The 20892-nt window shown below is 61.3% G+C and carries 20 protein-coding genes; 8 read left to right on the top strand and 12 right to left on the bottom strand.

Translation table 11 applies throughout. The features are described 5' to 3' along the window. Window positions 1-9: 9 nt before the first annotated feature. Entirely contained in the window at window positions 10-195 is a 186-nt protein-coding gene (locus AC1DD5_RS21005) for a hypothetical protein (protein WP_442003238.1), read from the top strand. Then, window positions 192-791, top strand: a complete 600-nt coding sequence (locus AC1DD5_RS21000) for an NUDIX hydrolase (RefSeq protein WP_442003237.1) — start codon at window positions 192-194, stop codon at window positions 789-791. The genes AC1DD5_RS21005 and AC1DD5_RS21000 overlap by 4 nt, the downstream gene beginning before the upstream one ends. An 8-nt stretch (window positions 792-799) precedes the next feature. Here AC1DD5_RS21000 and ggt read toward each other — a convergent pair whose 3' ends face one another. Next, on the bottom strand, window positions 800-2641 hold the full coding sequence (gene ggt / locus AC1DD5_RS20995) for a gamma-glutamyltransferase (protein WP_477522672.1): 1842 nt from the start codon (window positions 2639-2641) through the stop codon (window positions 800-802). A 138-nt stretch (window positions 2642-2779) separates the two neighbouring features. Next, window positions 2780-3772 (bottom strand): LacI family DNA-binding transcriptional regulator, encoded by a 993-nt coding sequence (locus tag AC1DD5_RS20990; protein WP_477522671.1) that lies wholly within the window; start codon window positions 3770-3772, stop codon window positions 2780-2782. A 169-nt stretch (window positions 3773-3941) separates the two neighbouring features. Between AC1DD5_RS20990 and AC1DD5_RS20985 the strand changes: the two genes are divergently transcribed. From AC1DD5_RS20985 to AC1DD5_RS20965, 5 genes are all read left to right on the top strand, one after another. Then, a complete protein-coding gene (locus AC1DD5_RS20985; protein WP_477522670.1) occupies window positions 3942-5243 on the top strand; it encodes a sugar ABC transporter substrate-binding protein in 1302 nt (433 codons plus the stop codon). Between the two features lie 53 nt (window positions 5244-5296). Then, a complete protein-coding gene (locus AC1DD5_RS20980; protein ID WP_442003233.1) occupies window positions 5297-6190 on the top strand; it encodes a carbohydrate ABC transporter permease in 894 nt (297 codons plus the stop codon). Then, window positions 6187-7047, top strand: coding sequence for a carbohydrate ABC transporter permease (locus AC1DD5_RS20975; RefSeq protein ID WP_477522669.1), 861 nt, complete (start codon window positions 6187-6189; stop codon window positions 7045-7047). Before AC1DD5_RS20980 ends, AC1DD5_RS20975 begins: the two co-directional genes overlap by 4 nt. A gap of 63 nt (window positions 7048-7110) precedes the next feature. Further along, window positions 7111-8019 carry a nucleoside hydrolase gene (locus AC1DD5_RS20970; RefSeq protein WP_477522668.1) on the top strand — a complete coding sequence of 303 codons (909 nt, stop codon included), beginning with the start codon at window positions 7111-7113 and terminating at the stop codon, window positions 8017-8019. Between the two features lie 335 nt (window positions 8020-8354). After that, window positions 8355-8858 (top strand): hypothetical protein, encoded by a 504-nt coding sequence (locus tag AC1DD5_RS20965; protein WP_477522667.1) that lies wholly within the window; start codon window positions 8355-8357, stop codon window positions 8856-8858. A gap of 51 nt (window positions 8859-8909) precedes the next feature. On the opposite strand, the gene AC1DD5_RS20960 is transcribed toward AC1DD5_RS20965, so the two are convergent. The 6 genes from AC1DD5_RS20960 to AC1DD5_RS20935 all read right to left on the bottom strand — a co-directional run bounded on the left by AC1DD5_RS20960 (window position 8910) and on the right by AC1DD5_RS20935 (window position 15749). Beyond that, a complete protein-coding gene (locus tag AC1DD5_RS20960) occupies window positions 8910-10064 on the bottom strand; it encodes a glycerate kinase (RefSeq protein ID WP_477522666.1) in 1155 nt (384 codons plus the stop codon). A gap of 1 nt (window position 10065) precedes the next feature. Further along, complete coding sequence (gene dctA, locus AC1DD5_RS20955; protein ID WP_477522665.1) at window positions 10066-11520, bottom strand: C4-dicarboxylate transporter DctA; 1455 nt, start codon at window positions 11518-11520, stop codon at window positions 10066-10068. A gap of 93 nt (window positions 11521-11613) precedes the next feature. After that, window positions 11614-12711, bottom strand: a complete 1098-nt coding sequence (locus AC1DD5_RS20950; protein ID WP_477522664.1) for a tartrate dehydrogenase — start codon at window positions 12709-12711, stop codon at window positions 11614-11616. 132 nt (window positions 12712-12843) lie between these two features. Then, on the bottom strand, window positions 12844-13734 hold the full coding sequence (locus AC1DD5_RS20945) for a LysR family transcriptional regulator (protein ID WP_477518933.1): 891 nt from the start codon (window positions 13732-13734) through the stop codon (window positions 12844-12846). 80 nt (window positions 13735-13814) lie between these two features. Beyond that, the gene (locus AC1DD5_RS20940; RefSeq protein WP_442016127.1) at window positions 13815-14717 is read right to left on the bottom strand and encodes a diacylglycerol kinase catalytic domain-containing protein; all 903 of its coding nucleotides are present in this window, start codon (window positions 14715-14717) and stop codon (window positions 13815-13817) included. A gap of 9 nt (window positions 14718-14726) precedes the next feature. Further along, window positions 14727-15749, bottom strand: coding sequence for an SPFH domain-containing protein (locus AC1DD5_RS20935; protein ID WP_442016128.1), 1023 nt, complete (start codon window positions 15747-15749; stop codon window positions 14727-14729). 105 nt (window positions 15750-15854) lie between these two features. On the opposite strand from AC1DD5_RS20935, the gene AC1DD5_RS20930 reads away from it, so the two are divergent. Further along, on the top strand, window positions 15855-16589 hold the full coding sequence (locus tag AC1DD5_RS20930) for an NUDIX hydrolase (protein WP_442003223.1): 735 nt from the start codon (window positions 15855-15857) through the stop codon (window positions 16587-16589). Between the two features lie 84 nt (window positions 16590-16673). On the opposite strand, the gene AC1DD5_RS20925 is transcribed toward AC1DD5_RS20930, so the two are convergent. The 4 genes from AC1DD5_RS20925 to AC1DD5_RS20910 all read right to left on the bottom strand — a co-directional run bounded on the left by AC1DD5_RS20925 (window position 16674) and on the right by AC1DD5_RS20910 (window position 20878). Continuing rightward, a complete protein-coding gene (locus AC1DD5_RS20925) occupies window positions 16674-17255 on the bottom strand; it encodes an AAA family ATPase (protein WP_442003222.1) in 582 nt (193 codons plus the stop codon). Between the two features lie 87 nt (window positions 17256-17342). Beyond that, the gene (locus AC1DD5_RS20920; protein WP_442003221.1) at window positions 17343-18215 is read right to left on the bottom strand and encodes an enoyl-CoA hydratase/isomerase family protein; all 873 of its coding nucleotides are present in this window, start codon (window positions 18213-18215) and stop codon (window positions 17343-17345) included. Then, window positions 18212-19441, bottom strand: coding sequence for a CaiB/BaiF CoA transferase family protein (locus tag AC1DD5_RS20915; protein ID WP_442003220.1), 1230 nt, complete (start codon window positions 19439-19441; stop codon window positions 18212-18214). The genes AC1DD5_RS20920 and AC1DD5_RS20915 overlap by 4 nt, the downstream gene beginning before the upstream one ends. A gap of 57 nt (window positions 19442-19498) precedes the next feature. Next, window positions 19499-20878: an SLC13 family permease gene (locus AC1DD5_RS20910; protein WP_477522663.1), complete on the bottom strand. Its 1380-nt coding sequence runs from the start codon at window positions 20876-20878 to the stop codon at window positions 19499-19501. Window positions 20879-20892: the final 14 nt, after the last annotated feature.

The raw sequence follows: 20892 nt of genomic DNA, 5'->3' as shown, positions 1-20892 counted from the left end.
GAACTCATTGTGAATCGTAAACCGATGGTATGGCTGCTTCTCGCCCTCGTCATGGCCGCCTACGCCACCTACATTTTCCTCTCAAGCGGCAGCGAATCTGTCTGGTCCCTCATTTCCGGAATCATCATCGCAGCAGCTTCGTTGGTGATGGTGTGGAGATTCTGCCGGGAACTCAAGACCAACCGCCAAGAGTGAACAATTCCGACGAATTGTGGCGAAAGCTCTGGACTACGCGTGCTTACAAAGGCTTTGTCACCATCAATCAAGACACGTACTTGGAAGCTGACGGCTCAGTCTCAACCTGGGACGTTATCGCAACCCCGGACTCGGCGGCGGTTCTCGCCTTCACAGAGGGCGGAACCGATGTGGTGCTGTTTGAGCAGTTCCGCGTCGGGCCGGGAAAGACCTTGCTGGAACTGCCCGGGGGATACCTGAATGAGAACGAAACTCCGGTAGATGGCGCCCAACGGGAGTTGGCCGAGGAAACAGGCTATAGATCGTCATCCGTCTACTACGCAGGATCCGAATGGTGGTCCGCCAACTCATCCCGTCGGAAGCATTTAGTCATTGCAGCAGAAGCCCGCCTCGACAGCGACCCATCGTGGGACGCTTCCGAGGCGGGCTTCGTGCGATTACTGCCCAGCGATGAACTGATGGACTTCCTGCTGAGCGGTGAGCTGACAGACGCGGGACTCGCCTGCCGCGGACTCATGAAGTTCGCTGCCAGCACCCAAGAGAGCCAACCGTTGGAGAAATTGCAGCAAACAGTCCGAGGCCTGTTTCCGGGCTAATACATCAATCACGGCCCGCTACTTGGTTTCAAAACCATGGCCGATCCACCTCCACGACGAGTCGGCTCAGCTGCAGCCGTGAGCTTTCCGCCTTCGCCGATCTCAATTGCCGTAGCCGCACCTATTTCGGCTGCCGAGGTGAAAGCATCACCAGCCGGGACCAGATCATGGCCGAACGATTCCAGCGCGGGACCGTAAGCATCAATGAACGCTGGCTCGGAACTTACGGTGGGCCCGTTTCGAGGGGCAGCACGCGGAGCGGCGATAGCCTCGGAGATATCCATCCCCAGGTCAACGCGGTTGAGGATGGTCTGCAACACGGTGGTGATGATGGTGGATCCGCCCGGGGAGCCGAGGGCCAGGAACGGGTTGCCGTCTTGCAGGATGATGGTGGGCGACATCGAAGAACGGGGACGCTTGCCTGGCTGGATCCTGTTGGGATCAGTCGCCTTATATTCGGCGCTGAAGTCAGTCAACTCATTGTTCAACAGGAAGCCGCGGCCTGGGACGACGATCCCGGATCCACCCGTCTGCTCAATGGTCAAGGTGTACTCCACCACGTTTCCCCACTTGTCGGCGACCGTCAGGTTGGTGGTGGAAATGTTCTCGGTGTCCGTCTCGTCGGCGAGCGATGCGGCCCCGGCCGGGCACGCGCCGTCGTACGTTGTTATGTCACCTGGGGCGACCGGCTTGGTAGCCGCCACGGTGGGATCAATCTCGCAAGCGCGTTCCTTGCCGAAAACCTCATCGGTGAGGACATCGGTGGGAACGTCAACGAATTTCGGGTCACCCACATACGCGCCACGGTCGGCGAATGCCAACGAGCTGGCCTCGAAGTAGTGGTGCAGTGCGTCCACCGGCTGCATGTCCTTCAGATCGAAGTTTTCAAGAATGTTCAGCGACTCGCCAACCGTGGTGCCGCCGCTACTGGATGGCGCCATTCCGTAGACGTCGTAACCGCGGTAGTTCACGTGTGTCGGTTCCTGGTCAACTGCTTCGTACGCAGCCAGATCGGCAGTGGTCATGAACCCTGATGGAACGGGCAGATCAGTCTCGCCCGATTTCGGCGGCGCTTTTACTGCGGAGACAATTTCCTCTGCCAGCGGACCCGTGTAGAAAGCGCTGGTGCCTTGCTTCGCCAGCAGGCGGTAGGTCTCGGCCAGCTCGGGGTTCTTGAAGATACTCCCGACGGCGGGAGCGTCACCGCCGGGGAGGAACAGGTCCTGAGTGGAAGTGAAGGTGTTGAAACGGAACTTGTTATCGAGGGTCTGGTTTCGGAAAGTATCGTCCACCACGAAACCGCGGTTGGCTACCTTGATGGCGGGCTTAAGTGCCTCGCCCAAGTCCAAAGTCCCCCAGCGCTCAAGTGCGCGTTCCCAAGTTGCCGGGGTGCCGGGGACGCCGACAGAGACGCCGCTCGTTGGCAGCTCGGGCCGCTTCGTCGTAAAGAGATAGGGCTTGCCTGTGGCGGGATCGATGAACGCATCGTTCGGCATGGTTGCCGGCGCCGTTTCGCGGCCATCGATGGTGCTGACTTTCTTGGTCTTGGCGTCGTAGAACACGAAGTAGCCGCCGCCTCCAATGCCGGCGCTATACGGTTCTGTGACACCCAGAGTGGCAGCGGCGGCGACAGCTGCGTCGGCCGCGTTACCACCTTTGCGGAGTACTTCGATGGCGGCTGCTGAAGCTTCCGGATCGACTGTGCTCACGGCGCCGCCGTACCCGGTGGCAGTAGGGTTTTTGTCGGTTTCGCGAGGGTCGGCGAAGGCAGGATTCGCCACGGCTCCGCTTGTCACGCTCAGGGCCAGGGCTGCGGTGACCGCAGCCAATTGGCGTCTCACATGTGTCATGGTTCTCCCAGATTTTTCCCAGACGATGATGTGGTTGGACGGTCCGGCCACCCTACTTCGGGACATTGGGGAGATTCAACGGGTTGTTTTCGCCGCCAAAAGCTGGCATGGGGCTCAGCCTCTGAACGGCTCAGTTTGTCAGGCGCGGGACGATTTGCGAACGATAAGCTCGAAGTCAAAGAGTTCGTTGACGATTGTCTTGTCCCCGTCGGCGTCGTCGTTCCCGTCGACCAGGATCTCAACGGCGCGGTTCGCTATGGACTGCGTTGGCTGCCGAATGGAGGATAGAGGAGGCACGGAGAATTCGGAGGCGGCAGTCCCATCGACGCCGATCACGGCAAGTTCGTTCGGAACATTGAGACCAAGTGTGTAGGCAGCGAACAAAACACCGTGGGCTTGTTCATCCGTTGTCGCGTAAATGGACCGTGGGGCATCGGAAGTTCTGAGCCACTCCAAGGCAACCTCGGCTGCTCCAGCCCTGGAGATCGGTGACGCCCGTCGGGAAACAGTCACTGATGTGCCGGAAACGGCTCGCTCGAAACCAGAGGCATGCTGCCTGGTGCCCACGGAGTCGACTGGCCCGTTCAGCAGACCGATGCTCTGGTAGCCCTCTTCAAGCAAATGACGCGTGGCCACATAGGCGGCTTGCTCGTAGTCGATGGTCAGGGATGATGCATGTTGTCCAGCCGACAGTGGGTGGAGTGCAACAACAGGTAGACCCGCAGCGTTTATCGGTTTTAGATCAGGCTCGTCCAGTAGCGAAACAAGGATGATGGAGTCCACCTTCCTTTCGATGAACGACTCCATGAGACGGCGTTCCTGCTCCTCCACCGTTGCGGAATCCCCAATCAACAGCAGGTGGCCGCGGTCTGCGGCAGCAACTTCTACTGCCCTCGCCAGTTCGGCAAAGAATGGGTTGGCGATGTCCGGGACGATGAGGCCAATGGACCTGGTCTTGCCTGCGCTCAATGCACGGGCCAAAGCGTTTGGCTTGTAGTCCAGTTCCTTGGCAGCCTTGAGCACGCGTTCACGGGCAGCCGCGGAAACTGCGCGGGGGCCGTTGTTGAACACGTAACTGACAACAGCGTTTGACGTTCCTGCCAGTTTTGCCACGTCTCTGGCTGTCGGCATGGGCTTCTCCTGATGTGCTAACGGTCTAACCGGGTAGATCTGTTGATCATAACTGCTGGGGCTGATGATTCAATACTTCGGAAATCTCTTGTCAAAGCTATTTCCTCCGCGTAGTCTAACCGGTTAGATGCTCGTTTCGCATCCGACTCAATCTCCAGAAAGGCTTCCCGTGAAGCACAATCTCCTTGCAGCCACGTCGCTGCTTGCGGCCGGAGCAATCTTCCTGTCCGGCTGCTCCACGAGCTCCCAGAACTCGCCTTCTGCACTAGGAAGTGAAGGCTCCGGAACTGGCACAGTAAATCTTCTTGGTCCTGAAGATCCGGCCACTTTCGCCCCGGTCATTGCCGCTTTCCAAGCTAAGAATCCGGACATTTCCATCAAGTATTCGCAGGTGCCGTTCGACCAACTCAACCCAACGCTCCAGCAGCGGCTTGGAGCCAAGGACGACACAGTAGATGTCTATACAGTCGATCAGCCGAGGCTGTCACAGTTGGCTGCTCAAGGTTTCCTTGAGGACCTGAGCAGCCTGAAAGAGCCCGCCAAAGCCGCTGCTCCGGACGCACAGTTCAGTGTGAACCTTTACGATGACAAGCTTTGGGCGCTGCCCATCTGGAACTCCACCCAAATGCTGTTCTTCAATAAGAAGGCGCTGGACTCCGCAGGGGTAAAGCACCCGTCGGTTGATCCCTCCCAGCGAATGACGTGGGAACAGATTGTTGCCGACGCCAAGAAGGTCCAGGCGGCGGGAACGCAATACGGCCTGCTCCTTGAACAAGTGGAGGCGTACTATCAGCTGCAGCCTCTGGCGGAGTCCGCTGGCGGAGGTTCAGGCATCACTGGCGACAAGATGTTGACCACGGACATCGAAAACGCGGGCTGGGAAAAGGCCATGCAGTGGTATGCGGATACGTTCGCGTCGGGACTCTCTCCCCGGGGCGTTGGCGGTTTCCAGACCAGCCCGGTCTTCACGTCCGGCAATGTGGCGTACTTTGTTGGGGGCCCTTGGGATGTTGGCGGGTTCGCCAAGACGGACATCGATTGGGGAGTGGCGCCCATGCCGTACTTCGAGGGCGGAAGTCAGGTAACGCCAACAGGCTCGTGGTCATGGGGCATCAATCCAGCATCCAAGAACAAGGCGGCCGCAAAGAAGTTCCTGGAGTTTGCATCCCTGGACCCGGCAGGAAACCTGGCCACCACCGAAGCGACCACCATCATCCCGGCCAACAGCGCTGCAACGGCCCAGTATCTGCCCAAGCTCGAAGCGTTGGGCGGTGACCACAGCAAGGGGCTGGCCAAGTTGATCGAACACGAAAACACTCAGACGGCAAAACCGCGCCCGGTCAGCGTGGGCTATATCCAGTTCGAAGAAATCATGGGCAAGGCCTTCGCTGATATCCGAAACGGGACTCCAGTCAACGAGCGACTGAAGCAGGCATCCCAGCAGATCACCGACGCTTGGAAGCGGCTCTAGCCATGTCCCCCTCGCAAACAACCAATCGTCCACCTGCAACGCAGCATCGAACCGTGGCGGTGCCTCCGGTTCGTCGCAGGAGGCGTGCATCATTGGTGGCAGTGGCGGCGGCGTTCCTCGCTCCTGCTTTGATCAGCCTGATAGTGCTTCGTCTTGCACCCGCGGCTGTGGCCCTGTGGGAGAGCCTGTTCCGTGAAAGCTTCCTGCGTGGTGGAACAGTGTTTGTGGGCTTTGAGAACTACGGGGACCTCTTTGGCAATGCAGACTTCAACAACGCCCTGCTGGTGACGCTGGTCTTTTCGGCAATCGTGAACCCTCTCCAGATTGCTGTGTCGTTCCTGCTTGCTGTTCTCTATACCCGGAAGGCTGCCGGCGCGAAGGTTTGGCGCTCCCTGGTGGTCCTTCCCATAGCAGTCCCGCCTGCAGTTTCGGCGGTCGTATGGAGCGTCATCTATCGGCCCGACGGCCTGGGTAATTCATTCCTTGACCTTCTGGGACTTCCGGCGCAGCCGTTCCTGACCTCGCCGCAGCAGTCGCTCGCTTCCATCATGGTGCTCCTGAGCTGGATCGGCGTCGGCTATTGGATGCTGTTCCTGATCGCCGGTATCAACGATGTCCCCAACGAGCTCTACGAGGCCGCGTCCATCGATGGAGCCTCGGCCTGGCGGAAGCTCTGGTCCGTCACGTTTCCCTTGGTCCGTCGACCTCTTGCCTTCGTCCTGGTTGCCGACACCGTTTCCAACTTCCTGATCTTCGCGCCCGTCCAAATACTCACCAAAGGCGGTCCGTCAGGTTCCAGCAACCTGCTCATGTATGACATCTACACCCGGGCTTACACCCTCGGGGACCTAAGTAAAGCCCAAGCGGAAGTGATCATTCTCGTGATACTGACCCTCGCCGTCGTTGCCTTGCAATTCCGGCTGCTTCGGAGCTCTGATGCGGCATGAGTACGGTCGCCGCGGCCAAAGCATCAGGACGCCGGACCCTGGGCTACATCGCGCTGAGTGTCCTGGGCGCCTGTGTTGGACTGTTGTTCCTGATCCCGCTCTGGTGGACGTTCGTTAATTCGCTGCGACCCGGTGGCGATACCTTCCGGTTCCTGAACCCGTTGCAATGGGAAACGTTCTTCACCGTGACGCCGAGCCTGGACAACTATGCCGAGCTGCTACGGAGCAACCTGGGGCTGGCCATGCTGAACTCGATATTCGTCAGCGCGGCCACCGTGGTGATCGGCCTCGTGATTTGTTCCATGGCAGCTTTCGCCCTTGCCGCCATCCCGTTTCGTGGAAGCGGCGCCGCCTTCGTGGTGGTGGTTGTGAGCTTCCTGATCCCGTTCGACGCGATCGCCATCCCCTTGGCGGACCTCTTTCGTGACTGGAACCTGCAGAATACATATGCCGGGCTGATCCTTCCCGGTTTGGGAAACGGCATGGCGATATTCCTGTTACGCACGTTCTTCCTGGCCATCCCCAAGGACCTCGTGGAGGCAGGCCGCCTGGACGGTTTGGGTTGGTGGGGGATCTTCCGGCGGATCTATCTGCCGCTGTCCGTTCCGTCCCTCATTGGCGCTGGACTGACGCTCTTCCTGTTCCAATGGCAGTCCTACGTTTGGCCGTTGCTCAATGGCACGGACGAGCAGCACATTCTCGGTCCCATCGCCCTGTCCAATCTCCAAGGCCAATTCAACGTGGACTACGGCGTGATGTTCGCTGGATCCATAGTCCTTACGGTGATTCCGCTCGCCATCATCATTGGGTTCCAGCGCTATTTCATCCAGTCCGTGACAACCACCGGGCTCAAGTAACTCCCCATCAACCACCTCGGCACGGCACACCCCTGTCCGAAGCAAACTGCAGAAGGAACAACCATGGGTGCTCAGCACCGCATCATTCTTGACACTGACATTGGATCCGACGTCGACGACGCACTGGCTTTGGCCCTGATCTTTGGCTCACCCGAGGCTGAACTCCTTGGCGTTACCACGGTGTACGGGGACACTCTGCTGCGGGCTCGGCTCGCAAAGCGGTTCGGCAAACTGTCGGGCCGTGATATCGCCGTGTATCAGGGAATTGCCAGCCCGAAGTCAGGCCGTGAAGTGTGGTGGCCCGGTCACGAAGGTTCCTTGCATGACGGACTCCCGCGGGAAAGCATCGAGTCCGAGGACGCCGTGGCGTATTTGGTGCGGGAAGTCGCCAACAATCCGGGACAGATCGACCTCATAGCGATTGGACCCCTGACGAACATCGCAGCGGCCCTTGAAACTGATCCAACGTTCGAGCGCAATGTTCGGCATTTGTGGATCATGGGCGGAGCGTTCGGCACGGGCCAAACCGAGCACAATTTCCGCAGTGATGACCAAGCAGCGCGGACCGTTTTCGCTTCCGCCCTCAACATCACCGTCACCGGCCTTGAAGTAACGCGCCAAGTGGAGATGCGCCGGGACCAGCTCGAACTGATCGCTGCGGCCGGCCCGCTAGGGGAAGCGCTCGACGCCGATATCCGGCAGTGGTGGGCATTCTGGAACGAGGAATGGAATGTTCCCCACGACCCCATCACGGTCCTGACGCTGCTTCGACCGGAACTTTTCGAAGTGTCCGGACCCGGTACGGTCTCGATCACGTGCGACGGCGACTCGACTGGCCTGAGCACGTTCACCCCGGATTCCGAGGGCCGGGTTCGGCGCGTTACCAGCATCGACGCCCAAGCAGTCGCGAACGAAATCAGCACCAGGATCGTCAAAGCAGGCAGGCTGCTGCATAACGTGGAAACTCCCTGAGCCTGACCATGCCGTCACTGCTGGGCGGGGCGCGTGCTTCCTTCAGCAGTGACGGGGATTGGCCGGTAGCCGGGGCTAGACTGCTGTCACCACGATCAGCCCGCTCGCCTCACGGCTCGGGCTGATTTTCTTCAGAAGGCCGCAACGTGTGGTTTTTCTATTCGATGGAGAGTAATCTCTCGCCCGATGCCCCTTTTCGCTGGCATCGGCCAGGCGGTCTCGGGGAATGGCCGCTGTTAGGGACTTGTCCCGTGAGCGCAGGCACTTGGTCTCCTTCCACAACCCATGGATGGTGCCGCGGAATACACTCGCTCCGCTCGAAATCGAGGAACCCCATGAAAATCAAAAACGCGCTCAGGCTTGCGCCGGTTGCAGTTCTGGTCGCTGCCATGCTTTACCCCACCGTGCCGGCGGCAGCCGCCTTGCAATTACCCATATCCCTTTCAGCAGGGGAGGGTTGTTCGTTTGCGCTGCTGCTTGAAGGATCTGGCGGCATCATCCAAACAAGAGAATTCAAGGACGAAGAAGGCAACGTGGTGCGACTCCTCGAAGCCGGCAAGGGCGTCCTCCTGACTTACACCAACCTGGATACCGGGAAGTCTGTCACGATCCGGACTGACGGTTCGGTAGCCAGCACGCGGGTCAATGCCGATGGGACGCTCACGGTCACGGCAACTGGCCATAACGGGCTGATTTTGTTTCAGACGGACATTCCTGCGGGGCCTACGACAACGCATTACATCGGAAAATTGGTCTACGACATCGATCCTGTTACGGGCGTTTTCACTCTTGTGAGTAGTTCAGGCCAGCAGCGGGACATCTGCGAAGAACTGGCGTAGCGGCGGAATGGCTGGCCCGGTTTCCGGGCCAGCTGCGGCGCACGCGGGCCTCTAAGCGCCAACAGCCTCCAGCACATTTTCGCCAATCTCCCTGCCGATCTGTTGAAGCAACTCCGCTGAAAGCAAAGGGTCTTTCGAGGAGTCCAGCGAGGTGTACTCAGCCAGTGCATAAACGCGGGACAAGGACATCTCGGCCCAGCGCTCCTGCGGCAGCAGCGAGCGGCCGGCGACAGCGATGATGGGCCGGGTGCCGGAACGGCGGGCGACGGCGGCTGGCAGCTTCCCGGCCAGGGTCTGCTCGTCGATGCTGCCCTCGCCGGTGATCACAAGATCGCAGTTCTCCTTGCGGGTGTCGAAGTCCAGAAGGTCCAGGAAGTAGTCGGCGCCTGAAACCTGGCGGGCACCCAGCATGAGGCAGGCGAAGCCGATACCGCCGGCGCTGCCCGCGCCTGGCGATTCAGCTAAGCCGGTGTCCGCAAACCCCGCGTCGGCGAGCACCGAGACGAAGTGCGTCAGACCGGCGTCGAGCGTTGAAACATCGGCGGGGGAGCAGCCTTTCTGCGGCCCGAAAACCGCGGGCGCGCCGTCGGCACCGCACAGCGGGTTGTGGACGTCGCTCGCGAGGATGAGTTCCACATTCGCCAGTTCCGGCACCAACGAGCCGGACACCGAGTGCACCTGAGAGAGCGAGCGCCCGTTGCCTGGCAGCGAGAGACCGGACACATCCAGGAACCGGAGGCCCAACGCGGTGAGCATCCCCATTCCACCATCGGTGCTGGAACTGCCGCCGAGCGCCAGCACCAAACGCACCGGCCGGAGGCCCAAAGCAAACAGCACAGCTTCGCCGAAACCGCGGCTTGAGGACTCCATCGGCGCCAAGTCACCTTGAGGCAGGACGGCCAATCCGCACGTGTTCGCGACCTCCACAACTGCCGTGGCGCCGTCGAACGCTATGTCTGCCTGGACGGGATGGCCCGTGGGACCGGTGACGGTGCAGTTGTAGCGGCCGAAGCCGGAGGCGACGGCGGCATCGACGCTGCCGTCACCTCCGTCCGCGAGTGGAAGGAGTTCGCAGCCAAGCGCCCCGACAGGACTGGCGGCACGGAGTCCGGCAGCCAGGGCTTCCGCAACCTCGCCGGCGGTGAGACTGCCTTTGAATTTGTCGGGGGCGATGAGCACCGTCTTCGGGGCGATGGAGTTGTGCATGTCAGAGGGATTTCGAGTAGACGGGGCGCCGGTCGACGGAGGCAGCTGGTCCAGAAGGCACGACGGCGGCTGAATCCTTGGGTGCCTCGGCCGGCTCTGTCTCCTCCTCCACAGGGGCGACGATCGCATTATCCACGGGCATCGGTTCCACGGTCTCGCCGGCAAAGACGCGGCGGACTCGGTCGGTGTCCAGTGTGCGGTCCCAGCGGGCGATGACCAGAGTGGCCACGGCGTTGCCGGTGAAGTTCACCAGGGCGCGGCACTCCGACATGAACTTGTCGATGCCGAAGATCAGCATGATTCCGGCCGCGGGGATGGTACCGAGCGTAGTGAGCGTGGCAGTGAGGGCAATGAAACCGCCACCGGCAACGCCTGCTGCACCCTTTGACGTCAGGAGCATCACCGCGAGCAGGCCGAGCTGCTGGCCAATGGTCAGCTCAGTGTTGGTTGCCTGTGCGATGTACAGGGCAGCGAGCGAAAGGTAGATAGCGGCGCCGTCCAGGTTGAAGCTGTAACCGGTAGGCACCACCAGGCCAACGGTCTCCTTTTTCACGCCGGCATGTTCCAGCTTGCGCATCAGGCCAGGCAGGGCAGGCTCAGCCGTGGAGGTGCCCAGAATGAGCATGTATTCCTCCTTAAGGTGCCGGATCATGGTGAAGATGTTCAGCCGCAGCATGGCCATGATGGAGCCGAGCACCACAATCACGAACAGGATGGAGGTGCCGTAGAAGAGGGCAATCAATCCGCCCATGCTGGTCAGCGACGAAACACCGTACTTGCCAACAGCGAAGGCCATGGCACCGAAAGCACCCAGCGGAGCGGCCTTCATGATGAAGCCGAGGATCTTGAACATCACGCCGGTCAGCCGTTGGACGCCGTCCAGCACCGGTGCGCCAACTTTGCCCATGGCGTTCAGGGCGATGCCGAACACCACAGCAATGAAGATGATTTGCAGGATGTCGCCCTCAACGAACGGGCCCGCGATGCTGTTGGGAATGATGTGGGTTATGAACTGCCACCACTCCTGGTGCTGCCCGGCGTCGATCAGTTTCGCGGCGGACTCGGAGGTCTTGATGCTGCTGGCATCCGCATTGACGCCGTCTCCTAGCCGGAAAACATTGATGGCCACCAAGCCGAACACCATGGCGCAGATGGTGCCGATCTGGAAGTAGGTGAGGGCCTTCAGGCCAGTCATTCCCACCTTCTTGAGATCGGCCACGCTGGCGATACCACCCACGATGGTTAGGAACACGATGGGGCCGATGAGCATCTTCATTGCGTTCACGAACGTGGTGCCGATGGGTTCCATGGCGATGCCCGCGGTCGGAGCGAGCCAGCCCAGGAGGATGCCGACCAAGATCGCGGTGAGCACCCAAAAGTACAACTGCCGATACCAGCGGGTCTTGCGTGGCATGTTCTTATCTGCTGGCGATGCGCCGGCGGTGATGTGTTCCATGATTCCTACCTCGTTGTGGAATGTCTCTGGAGAAGCTGAAGGGGAGGTTCGACGGCGGCCGGCTGACCGCCGTCGAACGTTTACTCTGTTGGGTTAGACTGCCGCGAGAGTGTGGGTGAGGGCAGAGATGATGGCCTCGGTGACGTCGTCCGTGGTGGCCTCGCCGCCAACGTCCCGGGTCAGGTGGCCGGAACCGGTTGCCTGCTCGATCGCTGCTTCGACGCGGCGGGCCTCCTCGTGGAGGCCGAATTGGTCCAGCATGAGTGCCGCGCTGGCGATCGCACCAATCGGGTTGCTGATGCCTTGACCGGCGATATCCGGTGCGGAACCGTGAACCGGCTCGAACATGGACGGGAAGCGGCGCTCCGGGTTCAGATTTGCGCTCGCGGCCAGGCCGAGGCTGCCGGCCAGCGCGGAGCCGAGGTCCGAGAGGATGTCGGCGTTCAGGTTGGAGGCAACTACCACGGACAGGTCCTCGGGCTTGAGAATGAACTTGGCGCTCATGGCGTCAACCAACACGCTCTCTGTCTGCACGTCAGGGTAGTCCAAGGCGACGCGCTGGAAGGTTTCGTCCCAGAGGACCATGCCATACTGCTGGGCGTTGGACTTGGTGACGGAGGAAACCTTCTTGACCGTGCGGGTCCGGGCCAGGTCGAACGCGAAACGCATGATGCGCTCGCAGCCCTTTTCCGTGAAAAGCGCGGTCTGCAAAGCGACTTCGTTGCCGGGACCGCGGCCGCTCAGGTTGCGGCCGCCAAGACCGGCGTATTCGCCTTCGCTGTTTTCGCGGACAACGATCCAGTCGAGTTCGATGTTGTCCGCTTTGCGAAGCGGGGACTGGATGCCTGGAAGGAACTTGACCGGGCGGATGTTGGCCCACTGGTCGAAGTTCTGCGTGATGTTCAGGCGCAGGCCCCAGAGGCTGATGTGGTCCGGGACGTTCTCCCAGCCGACGGCTCCGAAGTAGATGGCGTCGAAATCCTTGAGGGCGTCCAGGCCTTTGGGGTCCATCATCTGCCCCGTCTCCTTGTAGTAGCCGCAACCCCAAGGGAACTCGGTCCATTCGAAGGCGAACTTGCCGTTGGAGTTCTCAGCCAAAGCATCCAACACGCGGCGTCCGGCGGAAACGACTTCCTTGCCCACACCATCTGCGGGAATCGATGCGATGCTGAATTTCTGGGTGGCGCTCATGCGGACCTCCTCGTTGAGTTATTAGCAGTGGGCCTGTTAGCAGGGTCACACTGTTCTTCCTCTTCAAGTAGACGGTTCAGCGCCTATTGGCGTCCAAGACTTAGTTTCGATACGGCTGATAGGTAGTGCCTATCAGTTTCCGCCGTAACTGCTTGCCACGTCCAAGAACGCTCTGGCAGCAGGCGTGAGATTTTCCTTCCGGCTCAGCACAGCGACATCCAGATAATTGACTGGCTCGATCAACAGCGTCCTCAGGCCCGCCTTATGCGCCGTGGGTGCCCATGACGACGGCATCACAGCGTGACCGACCCCTGCCAGAACCAACGGAAGGATGGACGTCCTGTGGGCGACTTCCACCACGATCTCCACTTCCACGCCGTGCGCCAAAGCGTCGTCCACCATCCAGCGCATGAGTGACCCACGCTGGCTGACGATGAGGCGATGATTGCCGAGGTCCTCGCGTTGGATGGCTGTGTCCTTCGGCGCGAACGTGTCCGCTTGTGGGTTGACGATCAAGATCAGGGGTTGGCGCTCAAGCTCCAGGACTTCGACGCCAGGCACCTTGATTTTGGTAGGCGAGCCCGCCAAGCCGATCTCGCTGCTGCCGCTGCGGACGGACTCGATCACTTCTTCCGGCGTGAAAGCGGCGCCCACGTTGAGTCGGACCCACGGATGGAGCTTGGTGAAAGCGGCGATCATGGAGGTTAAAGGTTCGATGCCGGGAGAGGGCATCGTGATGATGTCCAGTCGGCCGCTGCGCATTCCCCTCAAAGACTGGACGGCAGATTGGGCCGCATCGAGATCCCTCATCACCAGGCGAGCCGGGCCCACGAGTTCCTTGCCGGCTTCGCTCAGGACTGCGCGCCTGCCAATCCGATGGAACAGGGGAACGCCGAGCTCTTTCTCAAGGCTCGCAATGGTTTGGGACAGTGACGGTTGGGCGATCAGAAGATGCTCGGCCGCGCGGTTGAAACCGTCGTGATCCACGACGGCGAGGAAGTACTTGAGCTTTCGCGTGTCCACGGTGTGGGGTCCTTTGGGTATAGGGAGGTTTCAGAGGCATCGATAGTTTATGCCTATCAATTCCCTTGTCAGCCGGAGATTCAGGCAACCAGCCGCAAGGGTCGCTGCCCCAGTTGAACGATGATTTCCTGCCCCCACGAGGCGGTCAGCCGATCATCCTCCATGCCATCGCCGAACACCACCAGCTGGTCCGAGGCCACTGTGATCCGAAGGACCTCGCCGGCTTCGAGCAGACCTTCAGTCAAGGAGGCTCCGGTGACGGGGGAGGGCCATGCCTCGCGAACGAACCAGGCCAGCCGGGGGTCTGTGGGTGCGGGCAGTGCCCGTCCGCCCCGTTCCAAGGCGATCGAGGCGCACCATCCGGTAGCGCCGGTGCCTGTGGAAACGATAAGGCCCGACGACGAGTGCCGCTCGGTTTGCCCGACCGCATTCGTGAAGCTCGGCGCAGTGATTGAGTACTTCGCTGATTGGTGCGAAGCGTGCCCGATGAAAACTTCATTCAGCGCAGAAAGCTGCTGGCCGTCGTCGAGCGTTGCTGTCACGGTGGTGAGGTTCTGGCAGTGAAGCCGTGCAATATCTCCCGAACCCAGCAACGTAGCTGCGGCCGACGGTGTGTGCCGGACAAGGATGCCGGGATTGGCGCCGGGCTCAGGATCGATTCCGATGACCGGTTGCCCTTTCAGGTACTTGGCTACGTTCGCCACCAGACCGTCCTGCCCCACCACGGCAATGATGTCCTCGCTTGTGAGCAGGAATCGGCTCAGGTCAGCTCGTTCCACTTCGGCCTGCCGCCATTCGGCAGGGACTGCTGCCCGGACCGTCGCGAGGGCGGCGGTGAGGCGATCGTGCCGGTCCTGAACATCCTGGATGGTCCGGCCGCGGGTGCGAAGGAAGAATTCGGCTTGGCCGCGGGTGGCGTGCCGGTCCAGGAGCTCCTGGAGTTCGGTCCGTCGGTGGACGAAAACGACGCGTGGGGTTGCCATGACCTGTCCCTACTTGGCTTCCGGCGTGACGATCGCGGTCGGTTCCTTGAACAGGCCGGCAAGCGCTCCACTCAGCAGGTCCGGAGTGATGGTCAGGTTCCCGATGTTTGGAAGGGATCCAGCTGCGTCCTTGAGTGCCAGGGCCAGCAGGGTAGCCTGCTCCATTCCGCGGTAAACCTCCATGGTGGCAGCTTCGCGGGCTGCGGCTGCTTCACCTACCAGTCGGATCTGGTTGGCTTCGGCGGCCGCGCCGATTCCCTTTCGTTCCGCGGATCCTTGGGCCTCGATGAGTCCGGCGGCCGCCTTCTCTTCGGCACTGCGACGTGCGTTGGCTCCTTCCTGTGCCACCAGGTTTTCACGCCGCACTGCGAGTTCGATCTGACTCGCCATCTCGTTCTCGGAAATCGTACGTTCACGCTCGACGGCGACTGCCCGCCTCTCGTACACGGCCCGGTCCGCTTCGGCCTGGAGCCGTTCACGCACTGGGGTCTGCAACGCGCGTTCGACGTCGGACTCGGGCCGCACCGCGAGGACCTGGACACCGAGGATTTCGATACCCGTGGACTGGAGCCTGGCGTCGGCCCGCAGGGCATCGGTAAGGACCATCCGTAGTTGGCTGACTCCGCGTTCGAGTGCTTCGGCGAGCGTGGTGGCGGCGATTTGGTCGATCGCGTGGCTCTGGCAGAGCTGGCCGATGATCGTGGACACCTGCTCCCGGCCCGTTGCCGGTGCGGATCCGGCTGTTTGCAGGCCGAAGTCGAGGCGCGTGGAAACGGCGACAGGATCGATGAAGCGGTAGGTCACATTGGCCTGCACGCTCACGTCTTGGTGGTCGCGGGTGATGGCGTGGAACAGCGTGGGCAGTTCCTGATCGTCAACGGGAACTTCGCTCAGTACGGAGTTCGCGGGCCGGAACCAGAATGCCTGCCCCACTCCTTGGTGCTTCACCGTGCCCTTCTGCAGGTGAACGACGTAGCCAGTGGGGCTCCCAAGGAAGTGGTTGATCCAGGGGTAGCGCTTGATGGTGGCCATGATGCTCTCCTTTTCGTTTCTTTATCGTCAATTTGACGATATTAAAACAGTACGGCTGGCCTGGGATTATTGTCAAGGTGACGATTAAGTCTCTACGATTGCTTCATGCCTGAATCCCATGCGGCGCCCGTGCGCTTTCCGGTGACCGTCGACGTCGTCGCCCTAACCGTTCGCGACGGCGGGCTGAACGTCCTGCTCATTACCCGCCTGATCGAGCCGTTTCAGGGCAAGCTCGCCCTGCCGGGCGGTTTCGTACTCGCCGGCGAAGAACTGCTCGAGGCGGCGAGCCGGGAGCTCGCGGAGGAGACCGGCGTCGAGCATCTCCCCGGACACCTGGAGCAATTGGGGAGTTACGGCCCGAAGGGGCGCGACCCCCGGGGCGACGTCCTCACCGTTGCCCACCTGTTGCTGGCGCCGGACTTTCCGGTTCTCGCGGCCGGCAGCGATGCGGAGCAGGCTGGCTGGTACCCGGTGAAACAGGTTCTGGACGGCAGCGTCCAGCTGGCGTTCGACCACGCGAGAATCCTCGACGACGCCTTGGAACGCGCCAAGTCCAAGCTTGAATACTCACCCTTGGCCGCAGCCTTCTGCGGCGAGGAATTCACTATCGCCCATCTCCGGGCCGTGTACGAAGCCGTGTGGGGAACCCGCCTGGACCCGCGCAACTTCCACCGAAAAGCTACAGGGACTCCTGGCTTCCTTGAGGACACTGGCCGCATGACAACGGGCGACGCCGGCCGCCCGGCCGCGCTGTTCCGTCTCGCCCCGGAAGCGCGCCAGACGCCGGGCCACCCCACCAAGGCCGTCCTGAACCCGCCCCTGATGCGCCCACGCGACTAATCGCCGGCCCGAGATTCAAAAGTAGCTGGCAGTAGTGGTTGCTCCCAGCGTTCAGAACAACCACTACTGCCAGCCAGTTGGGGTTTAAACGCGGACCGGTTCCTTCGCGGCGAGCACCCGGTTCAGCTTGGCGAACACGTCGTCGGGCGTTCCGTTGGCGTCAACCCCGAGGAAGTCGGCGAACTCCGGGAGCGAGCGGTACGCAGCCCGGAAAGCTTCCAGATCCGCTAGCTCTTCGTGGTCCGTGCCCCGCGCCATGACCCGTTCATGAGCACGGCGTGGGTCAACGTCCAAGTGGACTATGAGGTCCGGACCGGGGAGCTTTTCCATCAGCCAGGGGAGCAGCCGGCCCCGGCCCAAACCAGCAGCGCGGCGCAGTGCGAGTTGGCAGTACAGATGCCTGTCCATGACCACCAGACCGCTGAAGTTCCGGGCTCGTGCATGTGAAACAAGGACGTTGCCCAGGCGGATGCACGTCTCAATAAAATCGGCACCGCGTGTCGGTAACTTCCACCCGAACCGCTCCGAAAGGAGCGACATCCTTCGGCGTGCGGCGTGATTGCTGAGGAGCAGCGCGTTCCGCCCCTCAGCGCGAGCCGAATCCACCAAGGCGCGGGCCGCGGTCGTCTTTCCTGAACCGTCTATTCCTGTCAGAACAATGAGCATGGGGCCTCCCGTCGTCTCTATTCCAACGGAGGAAAGGCCGGTCTTGTCCCTGATCGAGGCATAGATCACGTCCCGGGCAAGCCCTGCTCACCCAAGAGGCCGCCACTTAAACCGGGGTTGCTCACGGTTCAGGAAGGCGCTGATGCCGATCTCCATGTCAGGACTGTCAGGCATCGCGGACCAGGCGGCAGCCCACTCCTGATCAATGTCAGGCTGTCCCGAGTCCGAAGCATCCGCAGCCTCCAGGTCCACCAGCCGCTTCATGGAATGCACCGAGAAACGCGAGCGGCTCCGCAGGGAACCAAGAAGCGCCTCGCACTGTTGCTCAAAGGATTCGGAAGGAACGACGTCGGCCACCAAACCCAGCGCTTGGGCTTGCGTTGCGCTAAATGTTTGCCCAGTAAGGAGGATGTATTTGGCGTTGGCGTGCCCCACCAAGCGGACCAGCCGTTCAATGCCCGGGCGGGGGTAGATGATGCCGATTTTGGCCGGGGTCAGTCCGAAGACGGCGAGCTCGCTGGCAATGATGAAGTCGCAGGCCGAGGCGATTTGCCACCCTCCGCCCATGCAGGCTCCGTCAACCAAGGCTACGGTCGGTTTGGAAAGCGATGCAATGGCGTGATCGGCCAGGCTGAGGTGGTCAACCACCGAACCGTCCGCCTGGGGATCCAACAGCACGGACGAGAGTTCGCTGATGGAAGCCCCTGCGCAGAAGGTGTCGCCCGCACCGCGCAGAGCCACCACAGCGATTTCGGGATCGGCTTCGAGCCGGGGCATCAGCTCCTGGATTTCCAGGCACATGGCCTTGGTGAGGGCATTGCGTTGCGCAGGGTTGCAGATTTCCACGGTCGCTATGCCACCAGCCACCGAAACCGCCATGCGGCCCACAAGGCCCACAACGCCCACAACGCCCTCATGCGAAACAGGGGAAACAGACGAAGCCTGGGAAACTGTGCTCATCGCAGGACTCCAATCTGTGCCGAAACCGACGCCGGCCCGCAGAGAACGCGACCCTCCCGCCCAAGCCGGGTGACGTCGTCGTGCGTCATTCCCAGTTCCATGAGTACTTCGGTGGTGTGTTCGCCGAGCAGCGGCGGGGGCGACACGATCTCGCTGGCCTCGCCGTCCAAGCTCAGTGGCCCGCGCAGGAGTGGAAGCTCAGAGCCATCCCGCCGCTGGGTGTGCTGGACAAGACCCAGAGCGGCAACCTGCTCGGAAGCCAGCGCCTGTACGTAGTCGTAGATGGGACCGCAGGGGATACCCGCCTGGCTGATCAAGGACACCCATTCGGCAGCTGGTTTGCCCGCCAAGGCAGCTTCGATGAGTTCGGTAAGCAGCTGCCTGTTGGCTGATCGGTCTGCACCAGTGATGAAGCGGGGATCCTCTACAGCCAAGGGAATGCCTAACAAGCCACAGAATTCCTTCCACTGTTTGTCGCTGCCCACTGCGATGTTGATGGGTTCGGTGGCGGTGGCGAACTTGCCGTAAGGGGCGATGACTGGGTGGTTGTTCCCTTGTGGCGTGGGCGCTTCGCCGAGGCTGAGCGCCTTCTGTCCTTGAAAAGCAGACAGGTTCAACGCGGTTTCCAAAAGTGAAGTGGACACCCTGCTGGCGTTCACACCATTGCGGGCCCCGAGCAGCGCTGCGAGGATCCCAAACGCGCACACCATTCCGGAGGTGATATCCACGATCGGTATCCCAACCCGGTATGTTTCGCCGGCACCGGACCCCGTGACCGACATCAGTCCGGACATTCCCTGGATGACCTGATCCAGTCCGGCGTCGTCCTTAAGAGGCCCAGTGTTGCCGAACCCGGTGACGGATCCGACGACGAGCCCGGGATTGAGTTCGTCCAATCGTGAAGAGGCGAACCCCATTTTCTCAAGGGTGCCGGGTTTGAAGTTCTCCACCAGGACGTCGGCCTCGGCGATCAGCGTGGAGAGGATGTCGCGTCCCTCGGCTGAGTAGAAATCGACGCATACAGAGGATTTGTTCCGGTTCACAGAATCGAAGTAGAGGCTGTGGCCATCTTGGAACGGGGGCCATTGGCGGGCGGTATCGCCCCCATTGATGCTTTCTACCTTGATGATCCGGGCACCCATATCGGCCAGGAGTGCGGTGCAGTAGGGTCCCGCGAGGGCTCGGCTAAGATCGACCACGGTGATTCCGCGGAGTGGTTTGAGCATGGTGGGCACCTTTCGTGCATAGGAGACTTGAGTGCATAGAAGAGTGTGAAAAGGAAGCTAGAGGCTGGACGGAACCACCAGCGCACCGACCAGCAGCAGGGGCCCGACCACCACCATGGACAGCCCCCAACGGGTGAGGAGCCTGGTGATGCGGGGCCGCTCATCTGCATCGACCGTGGCCACGAAGGTGGCGCCGACGGTCGAGAACGGCGAGACGTCAACGATCGAGGAACACACACCCAGCGCAGCGATGACAGCCCACCCAGCGATGTCTCCGGAAGCCACGAGTGGCAGTGCCAGGGGAACCAATGCAGCCAGCATTCCGGTGGTGGAAGCGAACGCGGAGATGAGTCCGCCGATCCCGCAGATCACCAGCGCGGCCAGCAGGGGAGTCCCGACGGCGCCCGCTGCTTCGCCGAGCATTGCGACCGCTCCCATGGTCTGAAGGACTCCGACGAACGTGATGATCCCGCCCACCAGCAACACTGTGGACCAGTCGATCTTCGATACAGCCGATTTCCCGGACTGCGGATCGCAGAGGGTGAGGACTGAGGCGAACGCGAAGCAGAGAACGCCGATGTCCGGATTTGAGCCCAGGACCGACATGAGGATGACGGTGACAACCAGCCCGGCCATGCACAGCACAGTGATGGCCTGGTTGCGGTTGAGCTTTGAGGCCGACGCCGGTACTTCCGCCGCCACCGCCGGGTCAAGGACCTGGACGGCTGTTTGCTTGCCCCGCGCAATGTTGCCTTCGCGCTCAAAGGGGTGCGACGGCGTCGGGCGGTTAGCGCTGAAGGATGGCAGCTGGGTGCCGAAACCGTCAGCAGTACGCGTGTTGAGTAGCTTGAACCCGCCGAACATGACATAAGCGGCTGCCAGCAACAGGAGATTGGTTCCCAAGGCGACGCTGAAGAGGACCAGGGGATCAAGGTCGATTCCCGCTGCCCGGGCTGTGCCGTACGTGACAATGCCGTACAGGCTGGTTGGCGCGAAGCCACCTGCGCTCAGGCCGGAGCCAATGGCGATCCCCATCAGCATGCGGTCAATGCCATAACGCTTGGCAAGTGGCATGCCAATGGGGGCCATCACCAAGCCTGCCAAGGGGGAGCCCATGGCCGAGATGCCGATAGTGAGCGCGAAAAATGCGATGGGCAGAAAGAAGGCTCGGTCACCCACTTTGGTGATGGCCATCTCGATGATGCGGTCGATGGTTCCGTTGGCCTGGGCGATCGAGAAGAAATACGTGACACCTACCAGCAGGACGAGGATCCCGATGGGGAAGCCCGCCACCACTTTGTCGATGGTCATCCCTGCCATCCAAACGCCAACGCCGGCAGCCGCTGCAAACATGAGCACGCCAATGTGCACTTTGCGCAGGGTGGCCAGGACGAAGACGCCCACAAAGATGGCGAGGGCAGTTATTTGTTGTTCCAAGACCGTTCTCCAAT

It is taken from the genome of Paenarthrobacter sp. 10L420, assembly GCF_056395385.1.
Note: the sequence above shows the minus strand (reverse complement) of the source record. Positions and strands in the feature narration are given on the sequence as shown.